15 protein-coding genes are annotated in these 25,075 nt (G+C 71.2%); 8 read left to right on the top strand and 7 right to left on the bottom strand.

Annotation, left to right across the window (positions count from 1 at the left end):
• Nucleotides 1-43: 43 nt before the first annotated feature.
• The 5 genes from ACIQD6_RS28400 (at nucleotide 44) to ACIQD6_RS28380 (ending at nucleotide 6,493) form a co-directional block, all read left to right on the top strand.
• Complete coding sequence (locus tag ACIQD6_RS28400) at nucleotides 44-1,396, top strand: ABC transporter substrate-binding protein (protein WP_401887636.1); 1,353 nt, start codon at nucleotides 44-46, stop codon at nucleotides 1,394-1,396.
• Between the two features lie 53 nt (nucleotides 1,397-1,449).
• Entirely contained in the window at nucleotides 1,450-2,475 is a 1,026-nt protein-coding gene (locus tag ACIQD6_RS28395) for a carbohydrate ABC transporter permease (protein WP_401887633.1), read from the top strand.
• Nucleotides 2,472-3,374 (top strand): carbohydrate ABC transporter permease, encoded by a 903-nt coding sequence (locus ACIQD6_RS28390; RefSeq protein ID WP_401887630.1) that lies wholly within the window; start codon nucleotides 2,472-2,474, stop codon nucleotides 3,372-3,374. Before ACIQD6_RS28395 ends, ACIQD6_RS28390 begins: the two co-directional genes overlap by 4 nt.
• Nucleotides 3,375-3,437: 63 nt before the next feature.
• On the top strand, nucleotides 3,438-4,466 hold the full coding sequence (locus ACIQD6_RS28385) for a hydroxyacid dehydrogenase (protein ID WP_401887627.1): 1,029 nt from the start codon (nucleotides 3,438-3,440) through the stop codon (nucleotides 4,464-4,466).
• Nucleotides 4,463-6,493: a DUF2264 domain-containing protein gene (locus ACIQD6_RS28380; RefSeq protein WP_401887624.1), complete on the top strand. Its 2,031-nt coding sequence runs from the start codon at nucleotides 4,463-4,465 to the stop codon at nucleotides 6,491-6,493. The genes ACIQD6_RS28385 and ACIQD6_RS28380 overlap by 4 nt, the downstream gene beginning before the upstream one ends.
• A 13-nt stretch (nucleotides 6,494-6,506) precedes the next feature.
• Here the strand turns inward: ACIQD6_RS28380 and ACIQD6_RS28375 are convergent, their stop codons facing one another.
• On the bottom strand, nucleotides 6,507-8,438 hold the full coding sequence (locus ACIQD6_RS28375; protein ID WP_401887621.1) for an asparagine synthase-related protein: 1,932 nt from the start codon (nucleotides 8,436-8,438) through the stop codon (nucleotides 6,507-6,509).
• A 334-nt stretch (nucleotides 8,439-8,772) separates the two neighbouring features.
• On the opposite strand from ACIQD6_RS28375, the gene ACIQD6_RS28370 reads away from it, so the two are divergent.
• Nucleotides 8,773-11,673, top strand: coding sequence for an XRE family transcriptional regulator (locus tag ACIQD6_RS28370; RefSeq protein WP_401887619.1), 2,901 nt, complete (start codon nucleotides 8,773-8,775; stop codon nucleotides 11,671-11,673).
• Nucleotides 11,674-11,785: 112 nt separating this feature from the next.
• On the top strand, nucleotides 11,786-12,823 hold the full coding sequence (locus ACIQD6_RS28365; protein WP_401887617.1) for a bile acid:sodium symporter family protein: 1,038 nt from the start codon (nucleotides 11,786-11,788) through the stop codon (nucleotides 12,821-12,823).
• 58 nt (nucleotides 12,824-12,881) lie between these two features.
• Here ACIQD6_RS28365 and ACIQD6_RS28360 read toward each other — a convergent pair whose 3' ends face one another.
• Nucleotides 12,882-14,840, bottom strand: a complete 1,959-nt coding sequence (locus ACIQD6_RS28360) for a cellulase family glycosylhydrolase (RefSeq protein ID WP_401887614.1) — start codon at nucleotides 14,838-14,840, stop codon at nucleotides 12,882-12,884.
• 229 nt (nucleotides 14,841-15,069) lie between these two features.
• Here ACIQD6_RS28360 and ACIQD6_RS28355 point away from each other — a divergent pair, with 229 nt between their 5' ends.
• Complete coding sequence (locus tag ACIQD6_RS28355; protein ID WP_401887611.1) at nucleotides 15,070-17,649, top strand: beta-L-arabinofuranosidase domain-containing protein; 2,580 nt, start codon at nucleotides 15,070-15,072, stop codon at nucleotides 17,647-17,649.
• 65 nt (nucleotides 17,650-17,714) lie between these two features.
• Here the strand turns inward: ACIQD6_RS28355 and ACIQD6_RS28350 are convergent, their stop codons facing one another.
• The 5 genes from ACIQD6_RS28350 to ACIQD6_RS28330 form a co-directional block, all read right to left on the bottom strand.
• Entirely contained in the window at nucleotides 17,715-18,125 is a 411-nt protein-coding gene (locus ACIQD6_RS28350) for an SH3 domain-containing protein (protein WP_401887609.1), read from the bottom strand.
• A gap of 92 nt (nucleotides 18,126-18,217) precedes the next feature.
• Complete coding sequence (locus ACIQD6_RS28345) at nucleotides 18,218-21,181, bottom strand: NHLP bacteriocin export ABC transporter permease/ATPase subunit (RefSeq protein WP_401887607.1); 2,964 nt, start codon at nucleotides 21,179-21,181, stop codon at nucleotides 18,218-18,220.
• Between the two features lies 1 nt (nucleotide 21,182).
• A complete protein-coding gene (locus ACIQD6_RS28340) occupies nucleotides 21,183-23,492 on the bottom strand; it encodes an NHLP family bacteriocin export ABC transporter peptidase/permease/ATPase subunit (protein WP_401887605.1) in 2,310 nt (769 codons plus the stop codon).
• Complete coding sequence (locus tag ACIQD6_RS28335) at nucleotides 23,489-24,295, bottom strand: HlyD family efflux transporter periplasmic adaptor subunit (RefSeq protein WP_401887603.1); 807 nt, start codon at nucleotides 24,293-24,295, stop codon at nucleotides 23,489-23,491. Before ACIQD6_RS28335 ends, ACIQD6_RS28340 begins: the two co-directional genes overlap by 4 nt.
• A gap of 178 nt (nucleotides 24,296-24,473) precedes the next feature.
• On the bottom strand, nucleotides 24,474-24,677 hold the full coding sequence (locus tag ACIQD6_RS28330) for a type A2 lantipeptide (RefSeq protein ID WP_401887601.1): 204 nt from the start codon (nucleotides 24,675-24,677) through the stop codon (nucleotides 24,474-24,476).
• Nucleotides 24,678-25,075 lie beyond the last annotated feature (398 nt).

The following is a 25,075-nucleotide window of genomic DNA, read 5'->3' as shown; positions in this document are numbered from 1 at the left end:
ATCAGGATTCCCGTGTCTCGAACCGGAGCCGCGGGAGGCGCCCATGCCTGGTCGACAGAGCCGTCGATCCGTGCTCGCCACGATTGCCGCGCTGCCCCTGACAGGTGCGCTCAGCGCCTGCAGCGGTGGCGGGGACACACGATCGAGCAGCACGAGCAAGATCAGCACCAGCAGCAAGCACGCCACACCTATCACCTTCTGGTCCGCGCTGCGGGGCAGCCAGGAGGTGGTGGACGCGTTCAACAAGACCCACGACCACATCCGGGTCGACTTCCAGCAGATCCCCGGCGGGGACTCGGGCGGCTACGCGAAACTCAGCAACGCCGCCCGTGCGGGCAACGCCCCGGACATCGCCACCCTCGAATATCCCCAGGTCCCCGGCTACGCCATCGACGGCGTGGCCCGCGACATCACCGGGATGGTCAGTGCCGGGCTGCGCGCCAAGCTGCTGCCGCAGGCACTGGGCCTGACCACCTTCGAGAAGCGTGTCTTCAGCGTTCCGCTGGACATAGAGCCGATGGTCATGCACTACCGCACCGACCTCTTCGAGCGGTACGGACTCGAAGTGCCGCGCACCTGGGAGGAGTTCGAGGACGTCGCGAAGAAGGTGCGCCGCAAGGCCCCCGAGCGACGCATCGCGCTCTTTCCCACCGACGGTGACACGCATTTCGCCGCGTGGTCGTGGCAGGCCGGCGCGCAGTGGTTCGACACCTTCGACGGCGTCTGGAACGTCTCGCTCGCCGACGAGCCGACCCGCCGCGTCGCGGCGTACTGGCAACGGCTGGTCGACCAGGACCTGGTCTTCATGAACGCCGTGAACAGCCGTCAGAGCGACGCCCAGATCAGCAACGGTCTCGTCGTCACCCGGCTCAGCGGTGCCTGGGACGCCGGGGCGCAGATGAACGCGCGCCCCGAGCAGAAGGGCCGGTGGGCGATCGCGCCACTGCCCCAGTGGGACGTGTCCAGACCCTTCGTCGGCACCCATGGCGGCTCCACCTTCGCGGTCACCAGGGACAGCAGACACCCGGAGGCCGCCATGGAGTTCATCGAATGGCAGGTCTCCCACCCCGACGCGCTGCGTGCCCGGCTCTCCAGCGGCACCAGCAGCCAGTACCCGGCGGCGCCCGGTCTCGTCGCCGTCGGCCGCGAGGCGTTCGACCGTGACTACTACGGCGGCCAGGACATCTACAGCGTGTTCGAGGAGGCGGCACACACCATCCGCGCGGGCTGGGTCTGGGGTCCCCGGATGACCGCCACCGGCAGGGTCATGCGGGACGGTTTCGCGCGGGCGAGCGGAGGCCAGGGCTCGCTGATCGAGGCGGTGCGCCACGCGCAGGAGGGCACCATGCCCGACCTCAAGGCGCTGGGTCTCGCGACCAGCGAGCGCAGCAGTTGAGCGGCGCCGGTCCACGTATCCCGTCCCCGCAGCAGAGAGGCAGGTGACACCCCATGACCAACCCCGTGAGCAAGCCCCTGGCCGGCCCCCTCACCAGCCCGGCGGACACGGCGCCGCCAGGCACCAGGAGCCGCGTCCCCGTACGCGCCGCCGCGCCCGCGCACGGCACCCGCACGTCCGCCCGGCGCCGCGAACTCGGCGCGTGCGGCGTCCTGATGACCCCGTTCTTCGTCCTTCTGGTGACCGTCTTCCTGATCCCCGTCGGCACAGCCGTGTGGCTGAGCTTCTTCAGCGACGACCAGCCGGGGCTCGGCTTCGGCCCGGAGCGCACGGTCTTCGTCGGGCTGCGCAGTTACGCCGCCGTCCTGACCGACCCGACCTTCCTCGGCGGGCTCGGCACCGTCGTCCTGTACTGCCTGATCTACATTCCGCTGATGGTGACCGGCGCCCTCGCGCTGGCGCTGCTGCTCGACTCCGGTGTGGTGCGCCTGCGGTCGTGGGCCCAGCTCGGCCTGTTCCTGCCGCACGCCGTGCCCGGCATCATCGCGGCCCTCATCTGGCTGTACCTGTACACCCCCGGCATCAGTCCGGTGATCGCGCTGTTCGCCCAGGCGGACATCACGATCGACTTCCTCGGGGTCCACACCGTGCTGCCGTCCATCGTGAACATCGCGTTGTGGAGCAACCTCGGTTACAACATGGTCGTCTTCTACGCCGCGCTCCAGGCCGTACCGCGCGAGGTCATCGAGGCATCGGTCGTCGACGGCGCGGGACCGGTCCGTACCGCCCTTCAGGTCAAGACGCCGCTGGTGCGCTCATCGATCGTGATGGTGGCCATGTTCACCCTGATCTTCGCGCTCCAGCTCTTCACCGAGCCGATGCTGCTCAGCCAGTCCACCCAGATGATCAACACTCGGTTCTCGCCCAGCATGTACATCTACGACGCGGCGTTCACCCGTAACAACTACGGCCTCGCCGCTGCCGCCTCCGTGGTCCTGCTGGCCTGCACGGTCGCCCTCTCCTACATCGTCACCCGCTGGACCAACCGCGCCAACGCCCCTGAGGAGGACGCCCGATGAGCGCGACCAGCACCACCGGCGGCACTCGCACCACCAGCGCCACCGGCACCGCCGGGCCGCTGCGGCCGCGCCTGCTGGGCCGCTCGGTCGTCAATCTCGTCGTGGGCATCTCGGTGCTCTACACCCTGCTGCCGGTGATGTGGCTGGTGCTGGCCTCGGCCAAGAACCGCGACGCCCTGTTCAGCAGCGATCTGCTGTCGCTGAGCGACTTCTCCTTCGTACGGAACCTCAAGGACCTGTTCGCCATGGACGGCGGGCTGTACAGCCGGTGGTACGGCAACAGCCTGCTGTACGCCGTCCTCGGCGCCGCGATCGGCGCCCTGGTGAGCATCGCCTGCGGCTACGCCTTCGACAAGTACCGCTTCCCTCACAAGGAGAAGCTGTTCGGCCTCGTCCTCGCGGCCGTGATGGTGCCCCAGACCGTCCTGGCGCTGCCCCTCTACCTGATGGCATCCGGCGCGGGTGTCGTCAACACCTTCTGGGCGGTCTTCATCCCCGTGCTCTTCAACCCTTTCGGGGTCTATCTGGGCCGGATCTTCAGCCAGGGGTACGTACCGGACGAGGTACTCGAAGCGGCTCGGGTGGACGGCGCCGGCGAACTGACCGCCTACGCGCGGATCGCCCTGCGGATGCTCGGCCCCGGGCTCGTCACGGTCTTCCTCTTCCAGCTCACGGCGATCTGGAACAACTTCTTCCTGCCCATGGTGATGCTCTCCGACCAGGACCTGTATCCGGTGAGTCTCGGTCTCTACACCTGGAACAGCTCCGCGACCGTCTCCCCCGAGTACTACCCCGTGGTGATCATGGGCTCGCTGCTCGCGGTCCTGCCGCTGATTCTCGCCTTCGCGCTGCTCCAGCGTTTCTGGCGGTCCGGCCTGACCGCGGGCGCCGTCAAGTAGGTCCTGTCCGGCCGACCGGCCGGACAGGACTCAGCCGCACCGGTCCCCGTACGCAGGAGAGAGATGCCCACCGCACCGACCGTACGTCCCCGCCCTCGCGCCGCCCTCGCCATGGCCCCGGATGCCGCCGCGGCGGTCCTCGGCCCCGAGTCCCTGGCCGCGCTCGGCGCGGTGTGCGACCTGACGCCGCCGCCCGTCCTCGACGACTTCACCACCGACCGGGCGCGCGCCACGCTGGCGGACGTGGAACTGCTCGTCACCGGCTGGGGCTGCCCGCCCCTCGACGCGGCCGTCCTGGACGCGGCGCCGCGGCTGCGCGCCGTCGTCCACACCGCGGGGACGATCCGCGGTCATGTCACCGAGGCCTGCTGGGAACGGGGCATCGAGGTGTCCTCGGCCGCCGCCGCCAACGCCCTGCCGGTCGCGGAGTACACCGTCGCGATGATCCTGCTCACCGGCAAGCGGGTGCTGGAACGGGCCCGCGACCTCCGTGCCACCCGCCGCCGCGACGACTGGCTGCGTACCGCCGCCGACGTGGGCAACTACGGCCGTACGGTGGGCATTCTGTCCGCCTCCCTGATCGGCCGGCGCGTCATCGAACTGCTGCGCCCGTACGACCTGCGGGTACTGCTGCACGACCCCTATGTCTCCGACGACGAGGCGGCGGCGCTCGGGGTCCGGCCGGTCGGGCTCCGTGAACTGTTCGAGCGCAGCGACACGGTGAGTGTCCACACTCCGCTGCTGCCCGCCACCACCGGACTCGTCAGCCGCGAACTGCTCACCTCGATGCGGCCGGACAGCGTGTTCATCAACACCTCGCGCGGCGCCGTCGTCGACCAGGACGCGCTCACCGACGTCCTGCGCGAGGACCGGATCCGGGCGGTCCTCGACGTCACCGATCCCGACATCCTGCCGCCCGGACATCCGCTCTGGGAGTGCGAGAACGCGACCATCACCCCGCATCTCGCGGGCTCCCAGGGCAATGAGTTCAGGCGGCTGACCGATCTGGCGGTCGGCGAGGCCGCCCGCTGGGCCGGGGGCGACGGCTTCGCTCATCCCGTACGACGCGAAAGGCTGGCCTTCCTCGCATGACCTCATCCACCGAACGCCCCGCTCCGGGACACCCCGCGCTCGGGCATCCGGCGCTCGAACTCCCTCCGGAGGACCGGACGCTGAGCCCGCACACCGGCTACACCCGGGCACACTGGGAGGCCGCAGCCGACGGCCTGCTGCGCGCCGCCTGGCGGTGGTCCACCCCCGGCCGTGCCCTGCTCGACCTGCCGGGACGGCCGTCCGGCTCGGGGGTGCGCTCGGACGGCCTGGAGGGTTACGCCCGTACGTTCCTCGCCGCCGCCTTCCGGGTGGCGGGCGCGGGCGGCGCGGACCCGCACGGCTGGCTCGACCGGTACGCGGACGGGCTCGCGGCCGGCACCCGTACGCCGGGACGGGACGACACCGAGTCCTGGCCGCTGATCCTCGACCACCACGTACAGGGCCAGCCCATGGTCGAGTCCGCGTCCGTCGCCATCGGACTGCGGCTGACCAGGCCCTGGCTCTGGGACCGGCTGGACCCAGGGGTGCGGGACCGCACCGAGGAGTGGCTGCGGGGCGCGCTGCGGCACACCCCGGCGCCCAACAACTGGTACCTGTTCCCCTACTCCGTGGCCGGTTTCCTGGAATCAGTGGGCCGCGGCGACGCCGAGACGGCACGTGCGCGGGAGCGGGCGCTGGATCTGCTGGAGGGGTGGTACCGCGGCCAGGGCTGGTACGCCGACGGCGACAGCCGCGCCTTCGACCACTACAACGGCTGGGCTCTGCACCTCTATCCGGTACTCGACGCCCACCTGGCCGGCGGCGAAGAGACCGGTGGCAAAGAGGCCAGTGGCGAAGAGACCGGTCGTGAAGGACTGCCAACGCCCTACGGGGGGCGGCTGCGTGAGTATCTGGACGGGTTCTCGCTGCTGTTCGGGGGTGACGGAGCGCCGATCCACTTCGGCCGCTCGCTGAACTACCGTTTCGCGGCGGGCGCGGCGGTCGCGCTGGGCGCCGTCACCGGACACACCCCGCTCACGCCGGGCGTCTCGCGGCGGCTGGTGAACGGGGCGCTGCGCTACTTCCTCGACCGGGGCGCGACCGGCACGGACGGGCTGCTGAGCCTCGGCTGGCACGGCCCGCACGACGCGACGCTCCAGCACTACTCCGGTCCCGCCTCGCCATACTGGGCCTCCAAGGCCTTCGTCTCGCTGCTCGCCCCCGAGGACCATCCGCTGTGGACGGCCACCGAGGAACCCGCGCCCAGCGAGGGTCCCGACCGGGTGCTCGCCCTGCCCGCGCCGGGGCTGCTCGTGCAGTCCACCCGGGCGGACGGGATCGTACGGCTGCACAATCACGGCAGCGACCACATCCGCCCCCACGAGGGCGAGTCGGGCGTGCGGGACGACCCGCACTACAGCCGGCAGGCCTACTCCACCCGCACCGGTCCCACGGCGGTCGCGAACGTGGCGGACAATCACCTGGCGGTGGAGATCGCGGGGAAGGCCAGTGGCCGTCGCCGGATCCACCCGCTGGGCGCCGGACAGGGTGACGGCTGGGGCTGGGCGGCCTCCTGGCACCGGCCGGTCTTCCCCTCGGGCGCGCCCATGGTGCCGGGGCTGCGGGTCGAAAGCGTCACCGTGGTCCGGGGCAGGTACGAGTTGCGGGTGCACCGCGTGCTCGGCGCGCCCGCCGGGGCGCGCGTACGGCAGACGGGCTGGGCGACCGGCCCCGAGGAGAGTGTGCGCTCGGCTCTGCACGGCCTCCACGGCTGGGGCTCAGGGAGCGCTGGGGACTCCGGGGACTCCGGCGACTCCGGCGACTCGGGGGACTCGGGCGAGGAGCTACGGGCGCCGCAGGGTACGGCGTACACCCGCTGGGCGCTCGTCCCCCGGCTCTCCGGCGAGGCGGAGGGCACCGCGCTCTTCGCGGCTCTCGCCACGCTCACCGCCGAGCCCGGGAGCGCCCCGCTGTCGGGGGCGGTGAGCGAGGTGAGCGTGGACGGGGACACCGTCGAGGTGACTTGGGCGGACGACGGGTCGAGGACCCGTATCGCCTTCGAACCATTGGCGGTCGGCCACGGCTAGAAGAGGCGCGGAGTCAGAGAAGCGTGCCCTCCTGGGCTCGGCTCCCTGGCCGGGGCGGCCAGGCGGTCGCGGCGCGCAGCCATGCCTCCAGGGCGAGGGTGTTCTCCATCGCCGGCAGGCAGCTGCGGGCCGCGAGAGCGCTCAGGACCGTACGGCGCAGGATGCCCGGGTCGATCAGGCCCAGGCGGGCCAGCAGCGGTGAGTCGAGGAGTTCCGTCAACTCCGCCCGGTCGCGGTCGAGGCCGGAGTGCGGTTCGACGGTGACATCGTCCTTCGTACGCCGTCCGAGCAGCTCGTCGGGGACGATGCCGCGCATGGCCGCCGCTCTCAGCGGCTTGTGCGCGAACGGGCTGGTGCGTTCGTACGCGCGCACCGCCAGGCACGCTTCCAGTACCCGGTCGTCGAAGTACGGGTGGTGAACGGGAGTTCCGGCCTCCTCGGCGACACGGGCCAGATCGCGGCTCGCCATGGCGGCGGCGCGGATGGCGGCGAGCGTGCCGTGCCGGCCGCGGGTCGGCTCCGCCGGTACCGCCGTGGCGGCGGCCCCGGTCAGCAGGCGGCGTACGGTCGCGGTGGCGTCCGGGGTGACCCACTCGGGCAGGGACGGACGAAGCTGCCAGCCGAGGCCGGGCACCCGGTCCAGGGGTGAGTGCGGGGCCAGGTCCTTCGCCGTGTCGGCCAGCCAACGGCCGTACGAGCGGCGGTCGGTGACGGCCCGAGCCGTGGCGGCCGGGCGCCAGCGCAGCCGGGCGGCCGTGGCGCGGAGCTGCGGCCATGCCACGGACGGCCGGGACCGCAGCGCGTCGTGCAGATAGCCGTACGCCGCGAGCAGTACCTGGTCGCCGCCCTCGCCGGACAGATGGAGCCGGGAGCCCGCCGCGGCGAGTTCACGGGACGAGTGCCGGATCCGCGCCCGGTTCCGGATGCCGGACGTCGGTTCGTCCATGCCTTCACCGGCCCGGGACAGGCCGGTGAACCAGGCGGGCAGGCTCTCGGGGTCCACCGCGCGGTGCACGGTGCCGGGGCCCAGATGAGCGACGGCTCGGCGTGCCCAGTCCGCGTCGTCGTGTACGGAGTCCAGTCCTGAGGGGGTCACGGCGAGGACGCGCGCGGGGCCGCTGTCCGCGAGAAAGCACAAGAGGGCGGAGTCCATGCCTTCGGACAGATCCGCGCTGATCGTGCCGCCGCCTCGGGTACGCAGGGCGACCGCGTCCGAGAGAGCGCGCGCCAGCGCGGGCGCCCCCTCGGCCACGGTCAGCTCTCCCTCCGGCGCGAACCACCACTGCCGTGCGCGGGCGATCGCGTCGTGGCCCAGTTCGAGCCAGTGTCCCGGCGGCAGCGCCTCGACGCCCCGCCAGACGGAAAGCCCGTCCAAGGGGTGCGGCACCTCGACCGGGATCAGGCGCAGCGCCAGTACGTCCTCGTTCAGACCGGCGCCCACGACCGGGCCGAGGACATCGGAGCGGTCGGCGGCCACCACGGTGCCGCCGAGACGCGCGTGGAAGACCCTGCGCATCCCCGACGCCGTTCCCCGTACGCGTACTTGGCCGTGCAGAGAGGCCAGGAGGTGGTAACTGCCCGCCCAGGTACGGGCGGCGGTGTCCAGATCGCTCAGTGAGGCCAGTCCTTCGGCGGCTCCGCGCAGCGCGGGCGTGTCGGCCGAGCAGGTGCCGATCACCGCCAGGCGTACGGGCCCGGCGGACACCACCGTCAACTCGTCGTCGTCCCAGCTCCCCACGAGCCAGGGGCGGCCCGAGGCATGCCGGACGACGCGCACCCCGTCCTCACCTCGGTCACCGCCGTCCGCACCGGGCCCCGCACCGTGCCTCGTACCGGCACCGGAACGGCCGCCGTCGAAGGCGGCTGCCGCCGCGGTGCCGCTCTCGCAGTCGGCCAGGACCACGAACCAGCCCGCGGGACGACCACCGCTCTCTGCCCCCGTCATTCGCCGCCTTCCCCCGTTGTTCCCGCATTTCTTCCGCTTTCCTCCGCGCCGGCTCTCTCGCGCACGAACCTCCCAGTCGAATGCACCGCCGAACAGAACGGCCCATGGAACCGGCCCGCGCACACGCGACCTCTTCACCGCTGCGACGTCAGGTCACCGACGCGTCGTCCGACGCCTCACCCAGGTGTAGCCGGACCGCCGTTGTTCGGTCTCGGGGCGCCGGTGCTGAACAAACGGATACTGAACAAACGAGCGCTGGTCCGGGCGTCGAATCAGGCGCGACCGAGCGCCGATCAGGGGGAGGTGCTGGCGGGTGCCCCGTGGGGAACGGCCGTTGGAATCCGGAGACAGTCCGCTGCTCGCGTTCGCCGCCGAGTTGCGGAGACTGCGGCAGAAGTGCGGCAATCCGACGTACCGGGAACTCGCCGCGCGCGCCCACTATTCGATCGCGACCCTGTCCGGGGCGGCGGCCGGGCACCGGCTGCCGACGCTGGCGGTGACGCTGGCCTATGTGGCGGCCTGCGACGGGGACACGGCCGAGTGGGAACGTACCTGGTACGAGGTGTCCCAGTCGCTGGACAGCGGGACGGGTACGGGCGACGACGTCGCGGGCGCGGAGAGCGAGGCCCCGTACGTGGGGCTGGCCGCCTTCCAGGCCGACGACGCCGACCGGTTCTTCGGCCGGGAACGGCTGGTCGAGGAGCTGGCCGAGCGGCTGTCCGGCCGGCGGTTCCTGACCGTCGTGGGCGCCTCGGGGTCAGGCAAGTCGTCGCTGCTGCGGGCCGGGCTGCTGCCCCGGCTGCGTGCCGGGAACGGCGAACGCGGAGGCGTGGCCGTGGTGTTCACCCCGGGGCCGCATCCTTTGGAGGAGTGCGCGATCCAGCTGTCCGCGCTGTGGCCCGAGGGTTCTCTGCCCGACCTGTCGGCCGATCTCTCGGCCGGTCCGGAGGGCCTGCATCGCACCGTGCGGCGTGTGCTGGCCGCGCGCGGCGCGTCCGACGACGCCGAAGTCGTGCTGGTGGTGGACCAGTTCGAGGAAGTGTTCACACAGGGGGTGGGCCCCGGTGAGGCCACCGCCTTCGTCGCGGCGCTGGCCGCCGCCACCCGGGCGCCGAACAGCCGCTGCCGGGTGGTCATCGGGGTCCGCGCCGACTTCTACGCCCACTGCACCCGCCACGCGGAGCTGGTGGACGCGATGCGCGACGGGCAGGTGGTGGTCGGCCCGATGGACCTGGACGATCTGCGCCGCGCCGTCGTACAGCCTGCCGTACGGGCGGGGCTCACCGTGGAAGGCTCCCTGCTGGCCACGCTGATCGCGCACGCCCATGGCCAGGCCGGCGTGCTGCCCCTGTTGTCGCACGCCCTGCGGGAGACCTGGCGCCGCCGTCGCGGCAACGCGCTGACGCTGGAGGCGTTCCGGGCGACCGGCGGTATCGAGGGGGCGCTGGCGCGTACGGCGGAGTCCTTCCACGACAAGCTCAGCCCGGCCCAGCGCGGGACGGCCCGGCAGATCTTCCCGCGTCTGGCCGCGCTGGGGGACGGCACGGAGGACACCCGGCGCCGGATACCGCTGAGCGAGCTGGACCACGAGGAGGCGGACACCCGCGCCGTGCTGGAGGCCGCGGTCCGCGCCCGGCTGGTCTCACTGGACAGGGACCGGCTGGAGATCACGCACGAGGCGCTGATCCGCTGCTGGCCGCGCCTGCGCGACTGGCTGACCGAGGACCGGGACACGCTGCGCCTGCACCGGCAGCTCACCGACGCGACCCACGCCTGGGAGTCGGTGCACCGGGATCCCGGTGCTCTGTACCGGGGGACCCGGCTGACGACGGCCCGCGATCTGACCGGTCTCACCTCCCGGGAGCGGGCGTTCCTCGACGCGAGCCTGGCCGCCGAGAGCGCCGAGGCCGGCCGGCTGCGGCGCCGGGCGCGGCGGACGCGTCACCTCATGGGGCTGCTGGTCGTCCTGTTGGTGACGGCGGTGACGGCGGCCCTGTTCGCCTTTCGTACGGAGGCCGAGATGGCCCGGCAGCGGAACGCGGCCGTGTCCCGGCAGGCCGCCGCCGAGGCGGTCTCGCTCCGTCACACACGTCCTGCTCTGGCCGCTCAACTCAGCCTGGCCGCACACCGGTTACTGCCCGCGCGCGACACGCGTGACGCCGTGCTCAGCACCATGGCGGTGCAGTTGTCCGGGCACAGCCAGGCGGTGAGTTCGCTGGCGTTCCGGCCGGACGGGCGGGTGCTGGCGACCGGCAGCTTCGACTATTCCGTACGGCTGTGGGACGTGGCCGATCCGCTCCGGCCGGCCGCCCTGGCCACGGTCGCCGGCCATCCGGACACGGTCACCGCCGTCGCCTTCAGCCCGGACGGGCGGCTGCTGGCCACCGGCGGGCGCGACCGGAAGGTGCGGCTGTGGGACGCCCACGATCCGCGCCACCCGGCCCTGGTCAAGACCTTGACGGGGCACGAGGACATCGTGTTCTCCCTGGCGTTCGCCCCCGACGGGCGCACGCTCGCCTCCGGCAGCTACGACCACACCGTACGGCTGTGGAACGTCACGGCCCCGGCCTCGGCCGCCCCGCTGTCCGTCCTGCGCGCTCACACGCTCAACGTCAAACCGGTGGCGTTCAGTCCGGACGGCGGACTGCTGGCGTCCGGCAGCGACGACCGCACCATCCGGCTGTGGGACGTCCGCGATCCGCGCCGCCCGGCCGTCCGGGCCGTGCTCACCGGCCACCGGGACTTCGTGGACGCGGTGGCGTTCAGTCCCGACGGCGGGCTGCTGGCCTCCGGCAGCGACGACCGCACCATCCGGCTGTGGGATCTCCGCGATCCGCGGCACCCGGTCACCAGGAACGTGCTCACCGGATCCGCCGACGTGGTCTCGGCCCTGTCCTTCAGTTCGGACGGGCGGCTGCTCGCGTCGGGGAGTTACGACCGTACGGCCAGGGTGTGGGATCTGGCCGACACCCGCCGGCCGCGCCTGAGGTCCGTCCTCACCGGTCATCTCGGCGCCGTGAACGCGCTCGTGTTCCGGCCGGGCAAGCACCCGGGCGGGCACTGGATCGCGACCGGCAGCGCCGACCACACCACCCAGATCTGGCAGACGGACACGGCCGCTTCGATGCGGCTGGCCTGCGAACGGGCCGATCCGGTGATCACGGCCCGGGAGTGGAGCCGCTACTTCCCCCGACTGACGTACCGGCCGCCGTGCCCGGGGAGGGACGGCGCGTGAAGCTCCGCCGCACTGTCAAGCCGCGAGCCGCGGGGCTTCCGGTATGTGGCCGAGGGTGACCAGATGACGAGACGGTGTTGCACAGCGCGACGGTGAGGCGTTGCATCACGCCGTGCGATCCGAACAAGAGTCGACCGACGTCCCCACGCCCACCGCCCCCGAGACCACCGCGCCCGCGCCCGCCGCGCCGGACTCCGCCGACCGCGCGGCCCGACGCGCCGTCACGGTCTTTCCCGTACTGGTCCTCGTCGCGGGCGCCCTCGGGCTCGTGATCCCGGACACCTTCGCGGGCTGGACGGTCTCGGTGCCGTACCTCCTGGGCATCGTGATGTTCTGCATGGGCCTGACCATGACCCCGAAGGACTTCCAGGGTGTCGCCAAACGGCCGTGGGCGGTCGGGCTCGGTCTGGTCGCGCACTACGTGATCATGCCGGGGCTGGGCTGGCTGATCGCCAACGCGCTTGATCTGCCGCCGCAGCTGGCGGCGGGGGTGATCCTGGTCGGCTGCGCACCGAGTGGCACGGCCTCGAACGTGGTCACGTATCTGGCGCGCGGTGATGTGGCGCTGTCGGTCTCGGTCGCCACTGTCTCGACGGTCCTCGCGCCACTCGTGACTCCGCCGCTGACGCTGCTGCTGGCGGGCGAGTTCCTGCCGGTCGACGCGGGTTCGATGGTCTCCGACATCCTGAAGACCGTACTGCTCCCGGTCCTCGCCGGGCTGGCGGTCCGGCTGCTGGCGGGGCGCCACGTCGACCGCGTCCTGGGGGCGCTGCCCTGGTTGTCGGCCCTCACCATCGCGGTGATCGTCGCCGTCGTGGTGGCGGGCAGTGCGGCCGCGATCAAGTCGGCCGCCCTGCTCGTGTTCGTGGCCGTGGTGCTGCACAACGGCCTGGGTCTGGCGCTCGGTTACGGCGCCGGGAAGCTGGCCCGGCTCGGGCCGCCGGCGAGCCGGGCGATGGCCTTCGAGGTCGGCATGCAGAACTCCGGGCTCGCCGCCTCGCTGGCCACCGCCCACTTCAGCCCGCTGGCCGCGCTGCCGGCCGCCGTGTTCTCGGTGTGGCACAACGTGTCGGGTGCGCTGGTCGCCGCGTGGATGGCGTACCGGGCGAGGAAGGCCGAGGCCGCGGAAGCCCCGGGGCTGTCCTCCTGACGCTCCGGTACACCGCGCCGGACCGTGAAGTGCCCCGTGCACCGGCTCGTTCGTCTCATCAGGTCGTGGGGAAGCCCGCGGACGCCAGCCACGTGGTGAGTTCGCGCTGTGCCGCCGCGCGCAGCTCCGGCGTCGGGGCCGCGGCACCGTCGGCGACCAGGGCGTAGTGGAGCGCCCCGGCACCGTCCGACGCCGCCGGGGCGGACAGCAGGAGCCGCCGCGCGTCGGTGGTGCCGGGTTCGGTGGCCGACGCGATGGGGTGGTCGGCGTTCTGCCCCTGCGCCGCGTACTGCGGCAGGCCCGTGGTGGTGCCGAGGTCCGAGACGACCGTGGTCGATCCCGGGGTGAAACCGCTCGGCAGGTGCAGCTGTGTCGGCGCCCGGGTGGCGCCCTCGGAGCGCCACACCAGCATGCCGTACCGGCCGGAGCCGACCAGTCGCGCGGTGTTGGGCATGCCGGTGGGGATCTGGTTCCAGCTCAGGGTGGTGGCACCGTCACGGGAGCGGTCCTCGTAGGTGAAGGCGAGCGTACGGCCGGCCACCGCGCCCGGGTAGAGGCGGTCGAGCAGCCGGGCGTCCTGGCGCAGAACGGCAGCCCCGGAGGCATCGAGTTCGACGGCGGACAGGTCCTCGTCGTTCCAGGCGTCGGCCTCTTCGAGGATCTTGTCCGGGTTGCCGTTCATCGCCTCGTGGTGGCGTCCGCTGTAGATGTCCCACTGCCACTGGGTGGCCGAGAGTACGGGACCGGAGCGGGCGGCCCCGGTCCACCATGTCGCGCCCGGCAGGCGGGAGTCGAGCGCCTGGTACATGGCCTTGACGACCGTGGGCGCCTTGTCGGCGGTGGTGCCGTTCAGCGGGTGGCCGAACTCGCTGACGATCCCGTCGGTGCCCAGCGCCGAGGCGCGGTCGCGGACCGTACCGAAGTCGGTGGAGTACTGGCCGTCCTTCGCCTTGCCCCACATGAAGATGCCGGAGATGGCCTTCTGGTCGTAGAAGTGGGTGTTGAAGACATAGCGCCCGCCGACACGGCCCGCGTCGAGGAGGCCGCCCTCCTGCTTGGCCAGGTCCAGGTTGGCGTTCCAGAACATGTTGGGCTCGGCGAACACCGGCTTGTCGCGCCAGCCCGCCGCGTCCATCCGGGCCCGGAACTTCTCGTAGAACGGCCAGAGCATGTCCCGTTCCCAGGTCCGGCTGTTCTGCCCGCTGGTGTACTCGCCCGCGTACGGCTCGTTGTACGGGTCGAAGCCGACGACTCCGGCGAACTGGTCCGCGTCGAGGTTCCGCGCGAGGTACGTCATCGTCTTCTGCGCGGTGTCGAGGAAGGCGTCCTGGACGGGGACGGAGACCGTGCCCGCGTCGGTGGGCACGGTCAGCACGCGGTTGTGCCAGAAGTCCCGGGAGGCGTTCTTGACGGCCTGGTTCTGGGTGATGTTCTGGCCCCACAGGACGCAGATGCCACAGGACTCGTCCGGGTATCCGCCCGCTTCGACGGCCCACCGGGGCGCGCCGTCACCGGTGTACCAGCTGTCCTCGTCGAACAGGTGGCGGGAGTAGAGGTCCTGGTGGAAGTCGGGGAAGACGCGGAGCCCGGCGTCGAGGAGCGCGCCGATCTGTTCGGTGGCGGCGCGCAGGTACGTGGTGTCGGTCTTGCCCGGTTCGGGTTCGGCGTGGGCCCAGGACAGGAGGAAGCGCACGGCGTTCCCGCCGGTCAGGGAGCGCAGGGCGGTGGCGGAGGCGCGGGCGTCCGCCGTACTGGCGAAGGGCAGGCCGCCGTTCTCCTCCAGCTTGGTCTCGCCGGAGACGTTGAATCCGCGCAGGACGACTTCCCGCCCGTGGCCGTCGGTGAACCGGCCGCCGTCCACGGTGACTTCGGTCGCTGCCGTGCCGTCGAACCACAGAGGGGCACGGTCCGACGCCTCGGCCGGGGGACCGCTGAAGCCGGCCGACGCCAGGAGGAGGAAGACCGTGCCCAGCAGCGCTCCTCGCCGTGCCGACCGCCGCATGCCCCATGTCGTCATGGACACAACATTGCGCTCGCTACTGACGGGTAGTCAATAGCTCCCACCACCCGAACTCGTCCATCTCTAATCCGCCCAACTCCCCACCCCCCAGGGGCCATTGACTTCCGATGGGGCCTCAGTAGCGTGGGGGCGCGCAGCATGTCGCACAACGTTCGACCTACCGGACAGCCATGGGTGACGGGACACGCCTCGGGTCGCGAGACCCCTCGACATGCGGAGATCTGCCATGCCCGGACCATTCGACAGACGACACTTCCTCGGCACGGCCGCCGGTGGGGCCGCTGCCACCGCGCTCGTGGCGGCGGGCGGACCCAACGCACCGGCCGCCGCCGCCCGTTCATCGGACGCGGCCGCGCACACGCCCTCACACTCCGCGCCGTCGGACAGCGGCGGACACCGGGCGCCGGGCGTGGTCCAGCCGTTCCCCCTCGGGGCGGTGACCCTGCTCGCGAGCGCCTTCAAGGACAACCAGTCACGCAACTCGGCGTATCTGCGGTTCGTCGACCTCGACCGGCTGCTGCACACCTTCCGGCTGAACGTCGGGCTGCCGAGCAGCGCTCAGCCCTGCGGCGGCTGGGAGGCCCCGGCCGTCGAACTGCGCGGTCACAGCACGGGGCACCTTCTCTCGGGCCTCGCCCTCAGCTATGCCAACACCGGTGAACGCGCGCTGCGCGACAAGGGCGAACAGTTCGTCACCGCCCTCGCCGAGTGCCAGGCCAGAGCAGTGCGCGCGGGGTTCGGCCAGGGCTATCTCTCGGCGTTCCCGGAGAGCTTCTTCGACCGCCTCGAAGCCGGGACCGGGGTCTGGGCGCCGTACTACACGATTCACAAGATCATGGCGGGGCTCGTGGACCAGCACCGGCTGGCGGGCAGCTCCCGGGCGCTCGATGTCGTCCTCGCCCAGGCCGCGTGGGTGGACCGGCGTACGGCGCGGCTGTCGAGCGCCCAGATGCAGCGGGTACTGGAGACCGAATTCGGCGGTATGAACGACGTGTTCGCCGACCTGCACGCGGTGACCGGCGACGCGAAGTGGCTCCAGGTGGCCGAGCGCTTCACCCACGCCCGCGTCTTCGATCCGCTGGCGCGCAACGAGGACCGGCTGGCCGGGCTGCACGCCAACACGCAGATCCCCAAGGCCGTCGGCGCGATGCGACTGTGGGAGGAGGGTCTGCCCGACCGCTACCGCGACATCGCCGAGAACTTCTGGCGCATCGTCACCGAACACCACACGTATGTCATCGGCGGGAACAGCAACGGTGAGGCGTTCCACGAGCCGGACGCCATCGCCGCGCAGCTCAGCGACAACTGCTGCGAGAACTGCAACAGTTACAACATGCTGAAGCTGACACGGCTTCTGCACTTCCACGCACCCGAGCGCACGGAACTGCTCGACCACTACGAGCGGACGCTGTTCAACCAGATGCTCGGCGAGCAGGACCCCGACTCCGCGCACGGCTTCAACATCTACTACACCGGCCTCGCCCCGGGCTCGTTCAAGCGGCAGCCGTCCTTCATGGGCACGGACCCGCAGATGTACTCCACGGACTACGACAACTTCTCCTGCGACCACGGCTCCGGCATGGAGACCCACGCGAAGTTCGCGGACACCGTCTACACACACGACGAGGAGCGCCTGCTCGTCAACCTCTTCATCCCGTCCGAGCTGGCGTGGCAGGAGAAGGGCATCACCTGGCGGCAGACCACCGGCTTCCCCGACCAGGCGGGCACCGTACTGACCGTGGTCTCCGGCCAGGCGGCCCACCGGCTCCAGATCCGTATCCCCGCCTGGACCTCCGGCGCCTCGGTGCGGCTCAACGGGCTTACGGTGCAGGGCAGTACGGCTCCGGGCAGCTGGTTCACCCTCGAGAGGACCTGGCGCGCCGGTGACCGTCTGGACGTGTCCCTGCCGATGCGTGTGACGATCGAGCCGACCCCCGACGACCCCGATGTCCAGGCCGTGCTCTACGGACCCGTCGTACTGGCCGGCGCGTACGGGAGCCGGCCCACCCAGTCGATGCCCCGGCTGGACACGGCGTCGGTGCGCAAGCGGGCCGACGCACCGATGCGGTTCACCGCGAGCGCGGACGCCACGGAGGTCACCCTCCTGCCGATCGCCCGCGTCCACCACCAGCGCTACCACGTCTACTGGCTCACGGGCACGCCTCCTCCCCCGCCCCCGGCGTTCGCCGCCTGGTACCGCTTCGACGAGAGCACGGGCGACACCGTGCTGGACGCGACCGGCAACGGGAAGACGGCCCGGCTGGCGGGCGGCGCCACCCGGTCGGCGGGCCACACCGCCGGGGCGGTGGCGCTGAACGGGACCGACGGCCATGTCGTCGTCGCGGACAACGTCCTCGCGGGCGCCTCCGCGTACTCCGTGGCGACCTGGGTCAGGCTCGACGGCACGCCGGCGACCTGGAGCCGGATCTTCGACTTCGGGACGGGTGTGACCGCCAACCTGTTCCTCACCCCGCGCGCCGACTCCGGGTCCCTGCGGTTCGCCGTCACCGCGGGCGGCGGCGGGGCCGAACAGCGCGTCGAGGCCGCCGCGCTGCCCATCAACGTGTGGACGCATGTCGCCGTGACGTACGGGAACGGTACGGCGGTCCTGTACGTCAACGGCCGGGAGGCGGGCCGCAACAGCGCGGTCACCGTCGAGCCGCGGCACTTCGGCAACACGCTGCGGTCCGCGTGGATCGGCAGGTCGCAGTACCCGGACCCGTATCTCAAGGGCGCGGTCGACGACTTCCGCGTCTACGGGAAGACGCTGTCGGCCGCCGAGATCACGGCACTGGCCGGGGCCTGAGGGACACCGCCCCGCCATGTCCGGTGGATCGCCGGTGGCCGGCCGGCGATCCACCCGCGATGCCGTCAGTTCCGGCAGTAGGAGACCGGCGAGAGGTTCTCGACGAACCGGGCCGCGACATAGCCCGTCCGCCCGCCGCCGAGCCGGTACCAGAGGTCGTTGCCCTCCACGTTCTGACCCACGACCTTGCAGCGCAGAGTGACGATCGTTCCGGGCGGGAGGAGGCCCAGGGACGGGGAATTGGAGGTCGGCCTCTCACGGATGTGCAGCGCGGTCCGCGAGACGACCTTGCCCTTGGGGAGTGCCACGGTGTCTTCCGGCTGCGGCGCCTTCGCGACAGTGCCCGTGCCCGTGCCCGCGACGGTGGCGGAAGCACCGGCCGCGACAGCGGAATTGGCTGCCAGGATCCCGGAACCAGCGATCACGAGTACGGCGAGCGCCACCGTGGCCCGACGCTTGATGCGCGATGTGTACACAGTTCCCTCTTTCCCTTTTTGGGTGTTACCTCCTTATGGCACGGTGGGTGACGCGATAGCCAGACCGGAACTGAATTCTCACTCGGACGAGATCACCTCAGCTGACGGCGTACCAGTTCGTGCAGGTGTCCGCCGGTATCGGCGAGCAGTTCGTCCGGCGCGCCCTGCTGCACGACGCGGCCCTCCGACATCACGATCACGCGGTCGGCGTCCATGATCGTGGAAAGCCGGTGGGCGATCACCAGTCGGCTGGCGCTCAGCGCGCGGGTGCTCTCGATCACGATGCGCTGGGTCGCGTTGTCCAGGGCACTGGTGGCCTCGTCGAAGAACAGGACGCGCGGGCGGCGGATCAGGGCCTGGGCGATCATCAGCCGCTGTCGCTGTCCGCCGGAGATCGCGCCGCCGCCGGAGATCATGGTGTGCAGACCCATCGGCATGCGTTTGATGTCCTCGGCCAGCCCGGCCATCTCGGCTGCTTCCCAGGCCTCTTCCTGGGAGAACGGCTCGGCGCCGCGGATGCAGTCCAGGATCGAGCCGGTGAGCGGCGACGCGTTCTGCAGGACGACCCCGCACTGCCGGCGCACGGCCGCCTGGTCGAGTGCGGACAGGTCCTGGCCGTCGTACAGCACACTGCCGGAGACCGGCTTGTCGAATCCGATCAGGAGGCGGAGCAGCGTCGACTTGCCACAGCCGCTGGGGCCGACGACCGCCACGAATTCGCCCGGCTGTATCCGCAGAGAGACATCGTCCAGGATCAGCGGACCCTCGTCGGCGTAGCGGAAGGTGAGGTTCCTGGCCTCGATCCCACCGGACAGGACACCGGGCTGCGCGCTGGTGGAGCGGACTTCCGGTGCTTCGTCCAGGACCGGTTTGATCTGTTCGAACATCGGGAGGGCGGCGGCGGCCGAGACGAACGCGCCGGTCAGCTGGGTGACGGAGGTCAGCAGCATCGTGACGGCGGTGTTGAAGGTGAGGAACGCGCCGGCCGACATGCTGTCCCGGGCCGGGCCCGCCAGCAGCATGAACATGATGAGCGAACAGAGCGGCAGATAGACGGCGTCGAGAACCGTCGTCAGATTCTTGATCCGGCCGGCCCGCTGCTGGAGTTCCCGGGAACGGGCGAACTCGCCCGCCCAGGCCGCGTACGCGAAGCTCTCCGCCGCCGCGACCCGCAGCTTGGGCAGCCCTCGCAGAGTCTGGAACGCCTGGTTGTTGAGCTTGTTGCCGAGCTCCACCAGCCGTCGCTGCCAGCGCACCTGCCACAGCCCCATCCCGAGGAACACGGCCCCGATGACGATCAGCATGGCGATGGCCGCCAGTGCCAGCGGCACACTGAACCAGAGCAGCAGAACGAGGTTCATCGCGCCGACCGTGCCCGCCTGTACGGCTACCGGGCCGATGCCGGAGAGCACTCGGCGGATGGTGCTGATCCCCATCGCCGCGCTGGCCAGCTCGCCGGTGGAGCGCTCGGTGAAGAACTTCGTAGGCAGCCGCAACAGCCGGTCCCACACGGCCGGTTGGAGTGTGCTCTCGATCCGGCCCTCCATCCGCAGCAGGGTGAGGTTCTGCATCAGCATGAAGGCCGCCGTGACGACACTGGTGATGATGACGGCCAGCGAGACCTGGACGATGAGGCTCTTCTCGGCGTTCGGTACGTAGACACCGAGCACCTGACCGGTCGCGATCGGGACCAGCGCGCCGAGGCCGACCGTCACCAGTCCGCTGATCGCCAGATTACGCAGGTCCGTTCGGCTGCCGCGCAGGCTGAAGAGCATCAACCGCCCCATGGTCATGGGCCGGTCGGGCAGCGGCCGGTAGAACATCACGGCACGGGGTTCGAGTTCCTCGGCGTTCTGCGGGCCGATGCGCATCCGCAGGCCCGAGACCGGGTTCACCGCCTCGTACCGGCCACGGCGCCACAACAGTGCCACCGGCGCCTGCGATTTGGCCCAGTGCCCCACGAGGGGGCCGGTGTCCGTGCGCCACCAGTCCCCGGCGAGTCTGACCGAACGGGTACGGATCCGGGCGCCGACGGCAATGCGTTCGACCGGGCCGACGCGGTCGTTGACCGGACCGCCCCTCGGTGGCCGGGAGAGGGTGATCCCGCCGGCTCGGGCGACCACCTCGCAGATGGCGAAGGCCGTGTCGTCGCTGTTCTCGGGCGTACCGGCGGCGCTCCGCCCGGACTTGGCGGGCCTGCCCATGGAGGCGATCAGCGCCTGGTCCGCGCGGGCACGGACCGTTTCGCCCGCCCGGATACCGGCCGCCGTGCGGTCGGCGTGGGCGAGTTCCAGCTGTTCGATCCAGTGGTCCACCCCGGACAGCAGCCGGTACTGCTGGTTGACCATCCGCTGCCACATCGCGGGGTCGACCAGCAGGTCGCCCGCCGCCTCGGCGCTGTACGAGGCGCCGTACCGCACACTGCCCGGAGGGACCGGCATCCACAGGATGTCGTCGTCGGCCATGGCCTCGTCGCCGCCGGGGCGGCCGTCCAACGGCGCTTCGAACAGGACGCCCAGGCCACGCGCGGTGCCGAGGGCGAACGCCTGCTCCAGTTGCGTCGCCGCCCAGCTCGCGCCGGTGTCCGTGCCCGGGTCCACGTAGGCGCCCGTGCCCGGGTCCACGTATCCACCCGCGTATCCGCCCGTGTACCCGTACCCGTACGCGTCCGCTCCACCCGCGCCTCCGTACGACTGGTCGTACTCGGAGTGGTACAGCTCCCTGAGCGGGATGCGGCGCAGTGCGCAGTCCTGCGAGGGCTTGCCGAGCAGGGTGTGCTGAGGGCCCTCGACCGGGCCGAGCAGCAGGGTGCCCGCTTCGAGGCGGCCGAGGAAATGCCAGTGCCCCTGCTGGGCGGCGTCGACGGCGAACAGGTCCAGGGCCCCGCCGGCGACGAGCCACAGCACCTGCGGTCCCTCCAGCGGCACACTGCCCAGGCCGGTGTGGTCGACCGGTGCGCCGAGTCCGCCCAGCGCGTGGATCACCGCGTCGGTCCCGCCGGGACCGCCGGCTGACGGACCGACGTTCGGGTCGGTGGACGGCTGAACTGATGACACCTCAGTGCTCCTTGACGAGCTCGGAGTACGGTCCACCGGCGGCGACCAAGTCTTCGTGCCGGCCCCGCTCCACGATCGAACCGTGGTCGAGCACCACGATCTCGTCGCTGTCGCGCACCGTGCTCAGCCGGTGGGCGATCACCACACACGCACAGCCGCGCCGCCGCAGATTGTCGATGACGAGCCGCTCGGTCTGCGCGTCCAGGGCGCTCGTCACCTCGTCGAGGACCAGAATGCTGGGCCGCCGGACCAGCGCCCTGGCGATCTCCAGCCGCTGCCGCTGCCCGCCGGAGAAGTTGCGGCCGTCCTGCTCCACGCGGCTGTGGATGCCGTCGGGGCGCCGTACGATCACGTCGTCGTAGAGGGCGGCGTCCTGGAGGGCGGCGACCACGGCGTCGTCCGGTATGGACGGGTCCCACAGGGCCACGTTGTCACGGACCGTCCCCTCGAAGAGGAAGACGTCCTGGTCGACGAAGGAGACCGACGCGGCCAGCGCGCCCCGGGAGATGTCCTCCAGGCGCTGCCCGTCGATACGGATCGTCCCCTCCCAGGGCCGGTAGAGGCCGGAAATCAGCCTGGATACCGTGGACTTGCCGCTGCCGGAGCCGCCGACGAGCGCGACCTGCTGCCCGGGACCGACGGTCAGCGAGAAGCCCTTGAGCAGCGGCGGGTCCAACGGGCTGTAGCCGAAGGTGATTTCCTCCAGGCGCACATGGCCGGTGAGGCGGCGTGTGCTCCCGTCCGGCGCGGCGCGACGGGTGTACAGCTCGTCGGCCGGGAAGCTCTCGACGTCCTTCAGCCGGGCCACGTCGGCGGCGAAGTCCTGGACCCGGCCCGCCACTCCGTTCAACCGGGTGATCGGCGCGGTGAAGCGCGTCACGAGCGCCTGGAAGGCGACGAGCAGACCGATCGACAGGTGGCCCTCCACCGCGCGCAGCCCGCCGATCCACAGGATCAGCGCGCTGTTGAGCGTGGCGAGGGTGGGCGCGACCACGGCGAGGGCCGCCGTCGGTACGCCGAGGCGCTGCTGCTCCTCCAGCGTGGTGGCGTGCTGGCCGGCCCAGCGGCGGAAGTATCCGTTCTCGCCACCGGTGGCCTTCATGGTCTCGATCAGCTGGAGGCCGGTGTACGAGGTGTTCGTCAGCCGGGCGGTGTCCGCGCGCAGCTTCTGCGTGTGGGTGGCGCGGAGCCGGATGACGATCCGCATGGCGACCACGTTGAGCAGGGCGATCAGCACACCGACGACGGTCAGTTGAGGGTCGTACGTCCACAGCAGCACGGCGTAGAGGATCACCACGATCCCGTCCACCCCGGCGGCGGCGAGGTCCCGGGCCAGTGTCTCGGCCACGGCGTCGTTGGACTGGAGGCGCTGGACCAGATCGGCGGGGCTTCGCTGGGCGAAGAACGTGACGGGCAGCCGCAGCAGATGGCGCAGGAACCGGGCGCTGCTCAGTGTGGACGAAATGATGCGCCCACGCAGCAGGTTGGCCTGTTGGAGACCGGTCAGTGTCGCGGTGAGCACCACCATCGCGGCCATCGCCGCGAACAGCGGGCCCAGCAGCGACGTCTGCTTGCCGATCAGGAACATGTCGATGTACGTACGGCTCAGCGCGGGCACCACGGCGCCGACGGCGACCAGCAGCAGGCTGGCGAGCAGCGCGGCCAGCAGGGTGCCCGTCGTGCCGCGCATCCTCGCCGGTACGGCGCCCAGGACGCCTCGTTTGCGGCCGCCTGTGCGGAAGGTGTCCGACGGCTCGAAGACGAGTACGACTCCGGTGAAACTGGTGTCGAAGTCCTCCGCCGTCACGAAGCGTCGGCCTTTGCCGGGGTCGTTGATGTAGAAGCCCCGGCGGCCCAGCTTGCGTCCCATGCCGTCGTAGACGACATAGTGGTTGAACTCCCAGAAGAGGATGGCCGGTGCCCGCACCCCGGCGAGGGCCTCCGCCTCCATCTGCATGCCCTTGGCCTGGAGACCGTAACTGCGGGCGGCCTTCAGGAGGTTGCTGGCCCGGGAGCCGTCGCGCGAGACGCCGCACGTGATGCGCAGCTCTTCGAGCGGCACATGCCGCCCGTAGTGGGCGAGCACCATGGCGAGCGAGGCGGCGCCGCACTCCACGGCCTCCATCTGGAGGATGGTGGGGGTACGCACGGCCTTCCGCTTCGGGGCCTCGGGCGTCTTCGGGGGCTTCCCGGCGCGCGCGGAGCCGGGGCGGCGCCGGCCGTGCCCGGGGGGTGCGAGCCGCTGCTCCGGCGGCGCTGGTCGGTCGTGCGGCGCGGGTTCGTGCGGTGCCGGTTCGTGCGGTGCGGTCACGGAAGCAGCCAATCGATCGGACGCTGCTCGGCCAGGTGGACGGTGCCACTGGCGAGGGTCATGGAGTCGACCGCGTACGGCGGACCGGCCGAGGACGACCAGGAGAAGCCGGACTTGGTGCGCGACGAGGCATCCAGCCGCACGAGGACCGGGACGGGCTGGCCGTTCTTCGAGAACTGCTCGCCCAACTGGCTGTTCCCCAGGAAGCCGCCGATCTGCTGAGCCGTCTGACCGGTCCGGCCGACCGACTGCACCCGGCCGCGCAGCACCCCGTACTGCTTGGTCGGCGCCGACTGGACGGTGAGGTCCACCGAGGCTCCGACCGGGACCGAGGATCCGTTGTCGGCCGGCAGGTACAGCATCGCCATCAGCGGATCGTCCGGGCTCTCGATCCGCTCCACTGCCGCCACATCCGCACCGGTGGTGACCACGGAGCCGATCGTGGCGACCAGGGTGGTCACCCGGCCGGCGGCGACGGCGCGGATCACGGTGGATCCCTGCGCGGTCCGGACCTTGAGAAGAGGTTTGTCGGCGGGGACCTGCTGGCCCTCTTCGACGAGTACGTCGGTGACCTGGCCCGCGACGGGGCTCTGCAGGACGTAACTGCCCTGCGCGTGAGTGAGGATGCCCGCCGCGCCGACGGTGGACGACAAGGAGCCGGTCACCGCCCAGACGGTGCCGCCGAGCATCACGGCGACCGTGACGGCCAGGACGAGCCAGCCCTGGGGCCGGGCGAAGCGGACCGGCAGGTCGATTTCCTCGGGCGACTGCAGCTTGGTAAGCGCCTGTTGGCGGAACTGCACGACACTCTTTCCTTCCGGGCCCGGGACGTGCCCCTGAACAGAGACAGGACCTGAGCGGGCGTATGCCCCGGAACCTGGGGCGGATCCGGGGCATACGAATCGGTCTGTCGGCGGGGGGGAGTGCCGACGGGCCGTAGTCACCACGTATGGCGGTGCCGCTCAGCGGCACATGAGTGACTCAGAGACCGGCGACCGTGCCCGTCGCGAGGCCGGTGACGCCACCGACGGTGTTGGTGACGGTGCCCACGACGCCCGAGACGGGGGCGACGGAGTCAGCGGTGGCGACGACCGTGCCGACGAGACCGTCAACGAGGCCACCGGACACGTTGTCCAGGTCGTTGTCGGAGATTTCCTGGGTCTCAACCTGGGGGGTGAAGGACATGATGTGGGCTTCCCTTCGCGCTGATATCTCGGAATCACCGCAATGGCCGGACGCTTCATCGGGTCTCCGTTACCGGAATCCCTCGGCGTGGCCGCTGCGATGCGAAGGATCAAAGCACGCGAGCGCGTCGCGTCGCCAATCACAAGGCTCCCCGGACATGACGTATCGCGGGCTACGAATGACCAGGCGCACACATGCGTCCATGTATTGGTGGCAGCATCTTCACAGGTTCGCAGGACTGAATATCCGCTGGCTGGGCCCCCTTTCGGCCGCGAACACGACATTCCGCGCCAATGGACCGCCAGCCTGCCGAGGCGCGGAGGCCCCCGGGAGAGGATGTGCCGCCCGCGTAACCGGTGTGCAGATTCACGAGAGGCGACGCTTTTCCACCGGGTCAC

This window comes from Streptomyces sp. NPDC088400 (assembly GCF_044753355.1).
Lineage (GTDB): Bacteria > Actinomycetota > Actinomycetes > Streptomycetales > Streptomycetaceae > Streptomyces.
Note: the sequence above shows the minus strand (reverse complement) of the source record. Positions and strands in the feature narration are given on the sequence as shown.

Excerpts from the sequence above, each read along its gene's own strand:
- ACIQD6_RS28400 (WP_401887636.1), top strand. The coding sequence starts at position 44 with ATGCCTGGTCGACAGAGCCGTCGATCCGTGCTCGCCACGATTGCCGCG.
- ACIQD6_RS28380 (WP_401887624.1), top strand. The coding sequence starts at position 4,463 with ATGACCTCATCCACCGAACGCCCCGCTCCGGGACACCCCGCGCTCGGG.
- ACIQD6_RS28355 (WP_401887611.1), top strand. The coding sequence starts at position 15,070 with ATGCCCGGACCATTCGACAGACGACACTTCCTCGGCACGGCCGCCGGT.
- ACIQD6_RS28385 (WP_401887627.1), top strand. The coding sequence starts at position 3,438 with ATGCCCACCGCACCGACCGTACGTCCCCGCCCTCGCGCCGCCCTCGCC.
- ACIQD6_RS28360 (WP_401887614.1), bottom strand. The coding sequence starts at position 14,840 with ATGACGACATGGGGCATGCGGCGGTCGGCACGGCGAGGAGCGCTGCTG.
- ACIQD6_RS28395 (WP_401887633.1), top strand. The coding sequence starts at position 1,450 with ATGACCAACCCCGTGAGCAAGCCCCTGGCCGGCCCCCTCACCAGCCCG.
- ACIQD6_RS28375 (WP_401887621.1), bottom strand. The coding sequence starts at position 8,438 with ATGACGGGGGCAGAGAGCGGTGGTCGTCCCGCGGGCTGGTTCGTGGTC.
- ACIQD6_RS28330 (WP_401887601.1), bottom strand. The coding sequence starts at position 24,677 with ATGTCCTTCACCCCCCAGGTTGAGACCCAGGAAATCTCCGACAACGAC.
- ACIQD6_RS28390 (WP_401887630.1), top strand. The coding sequence starts at position 2,472 with ATGAGCGCGACCAGCACCACCGGCGGCACTCGCACCACCAGCGCCACC.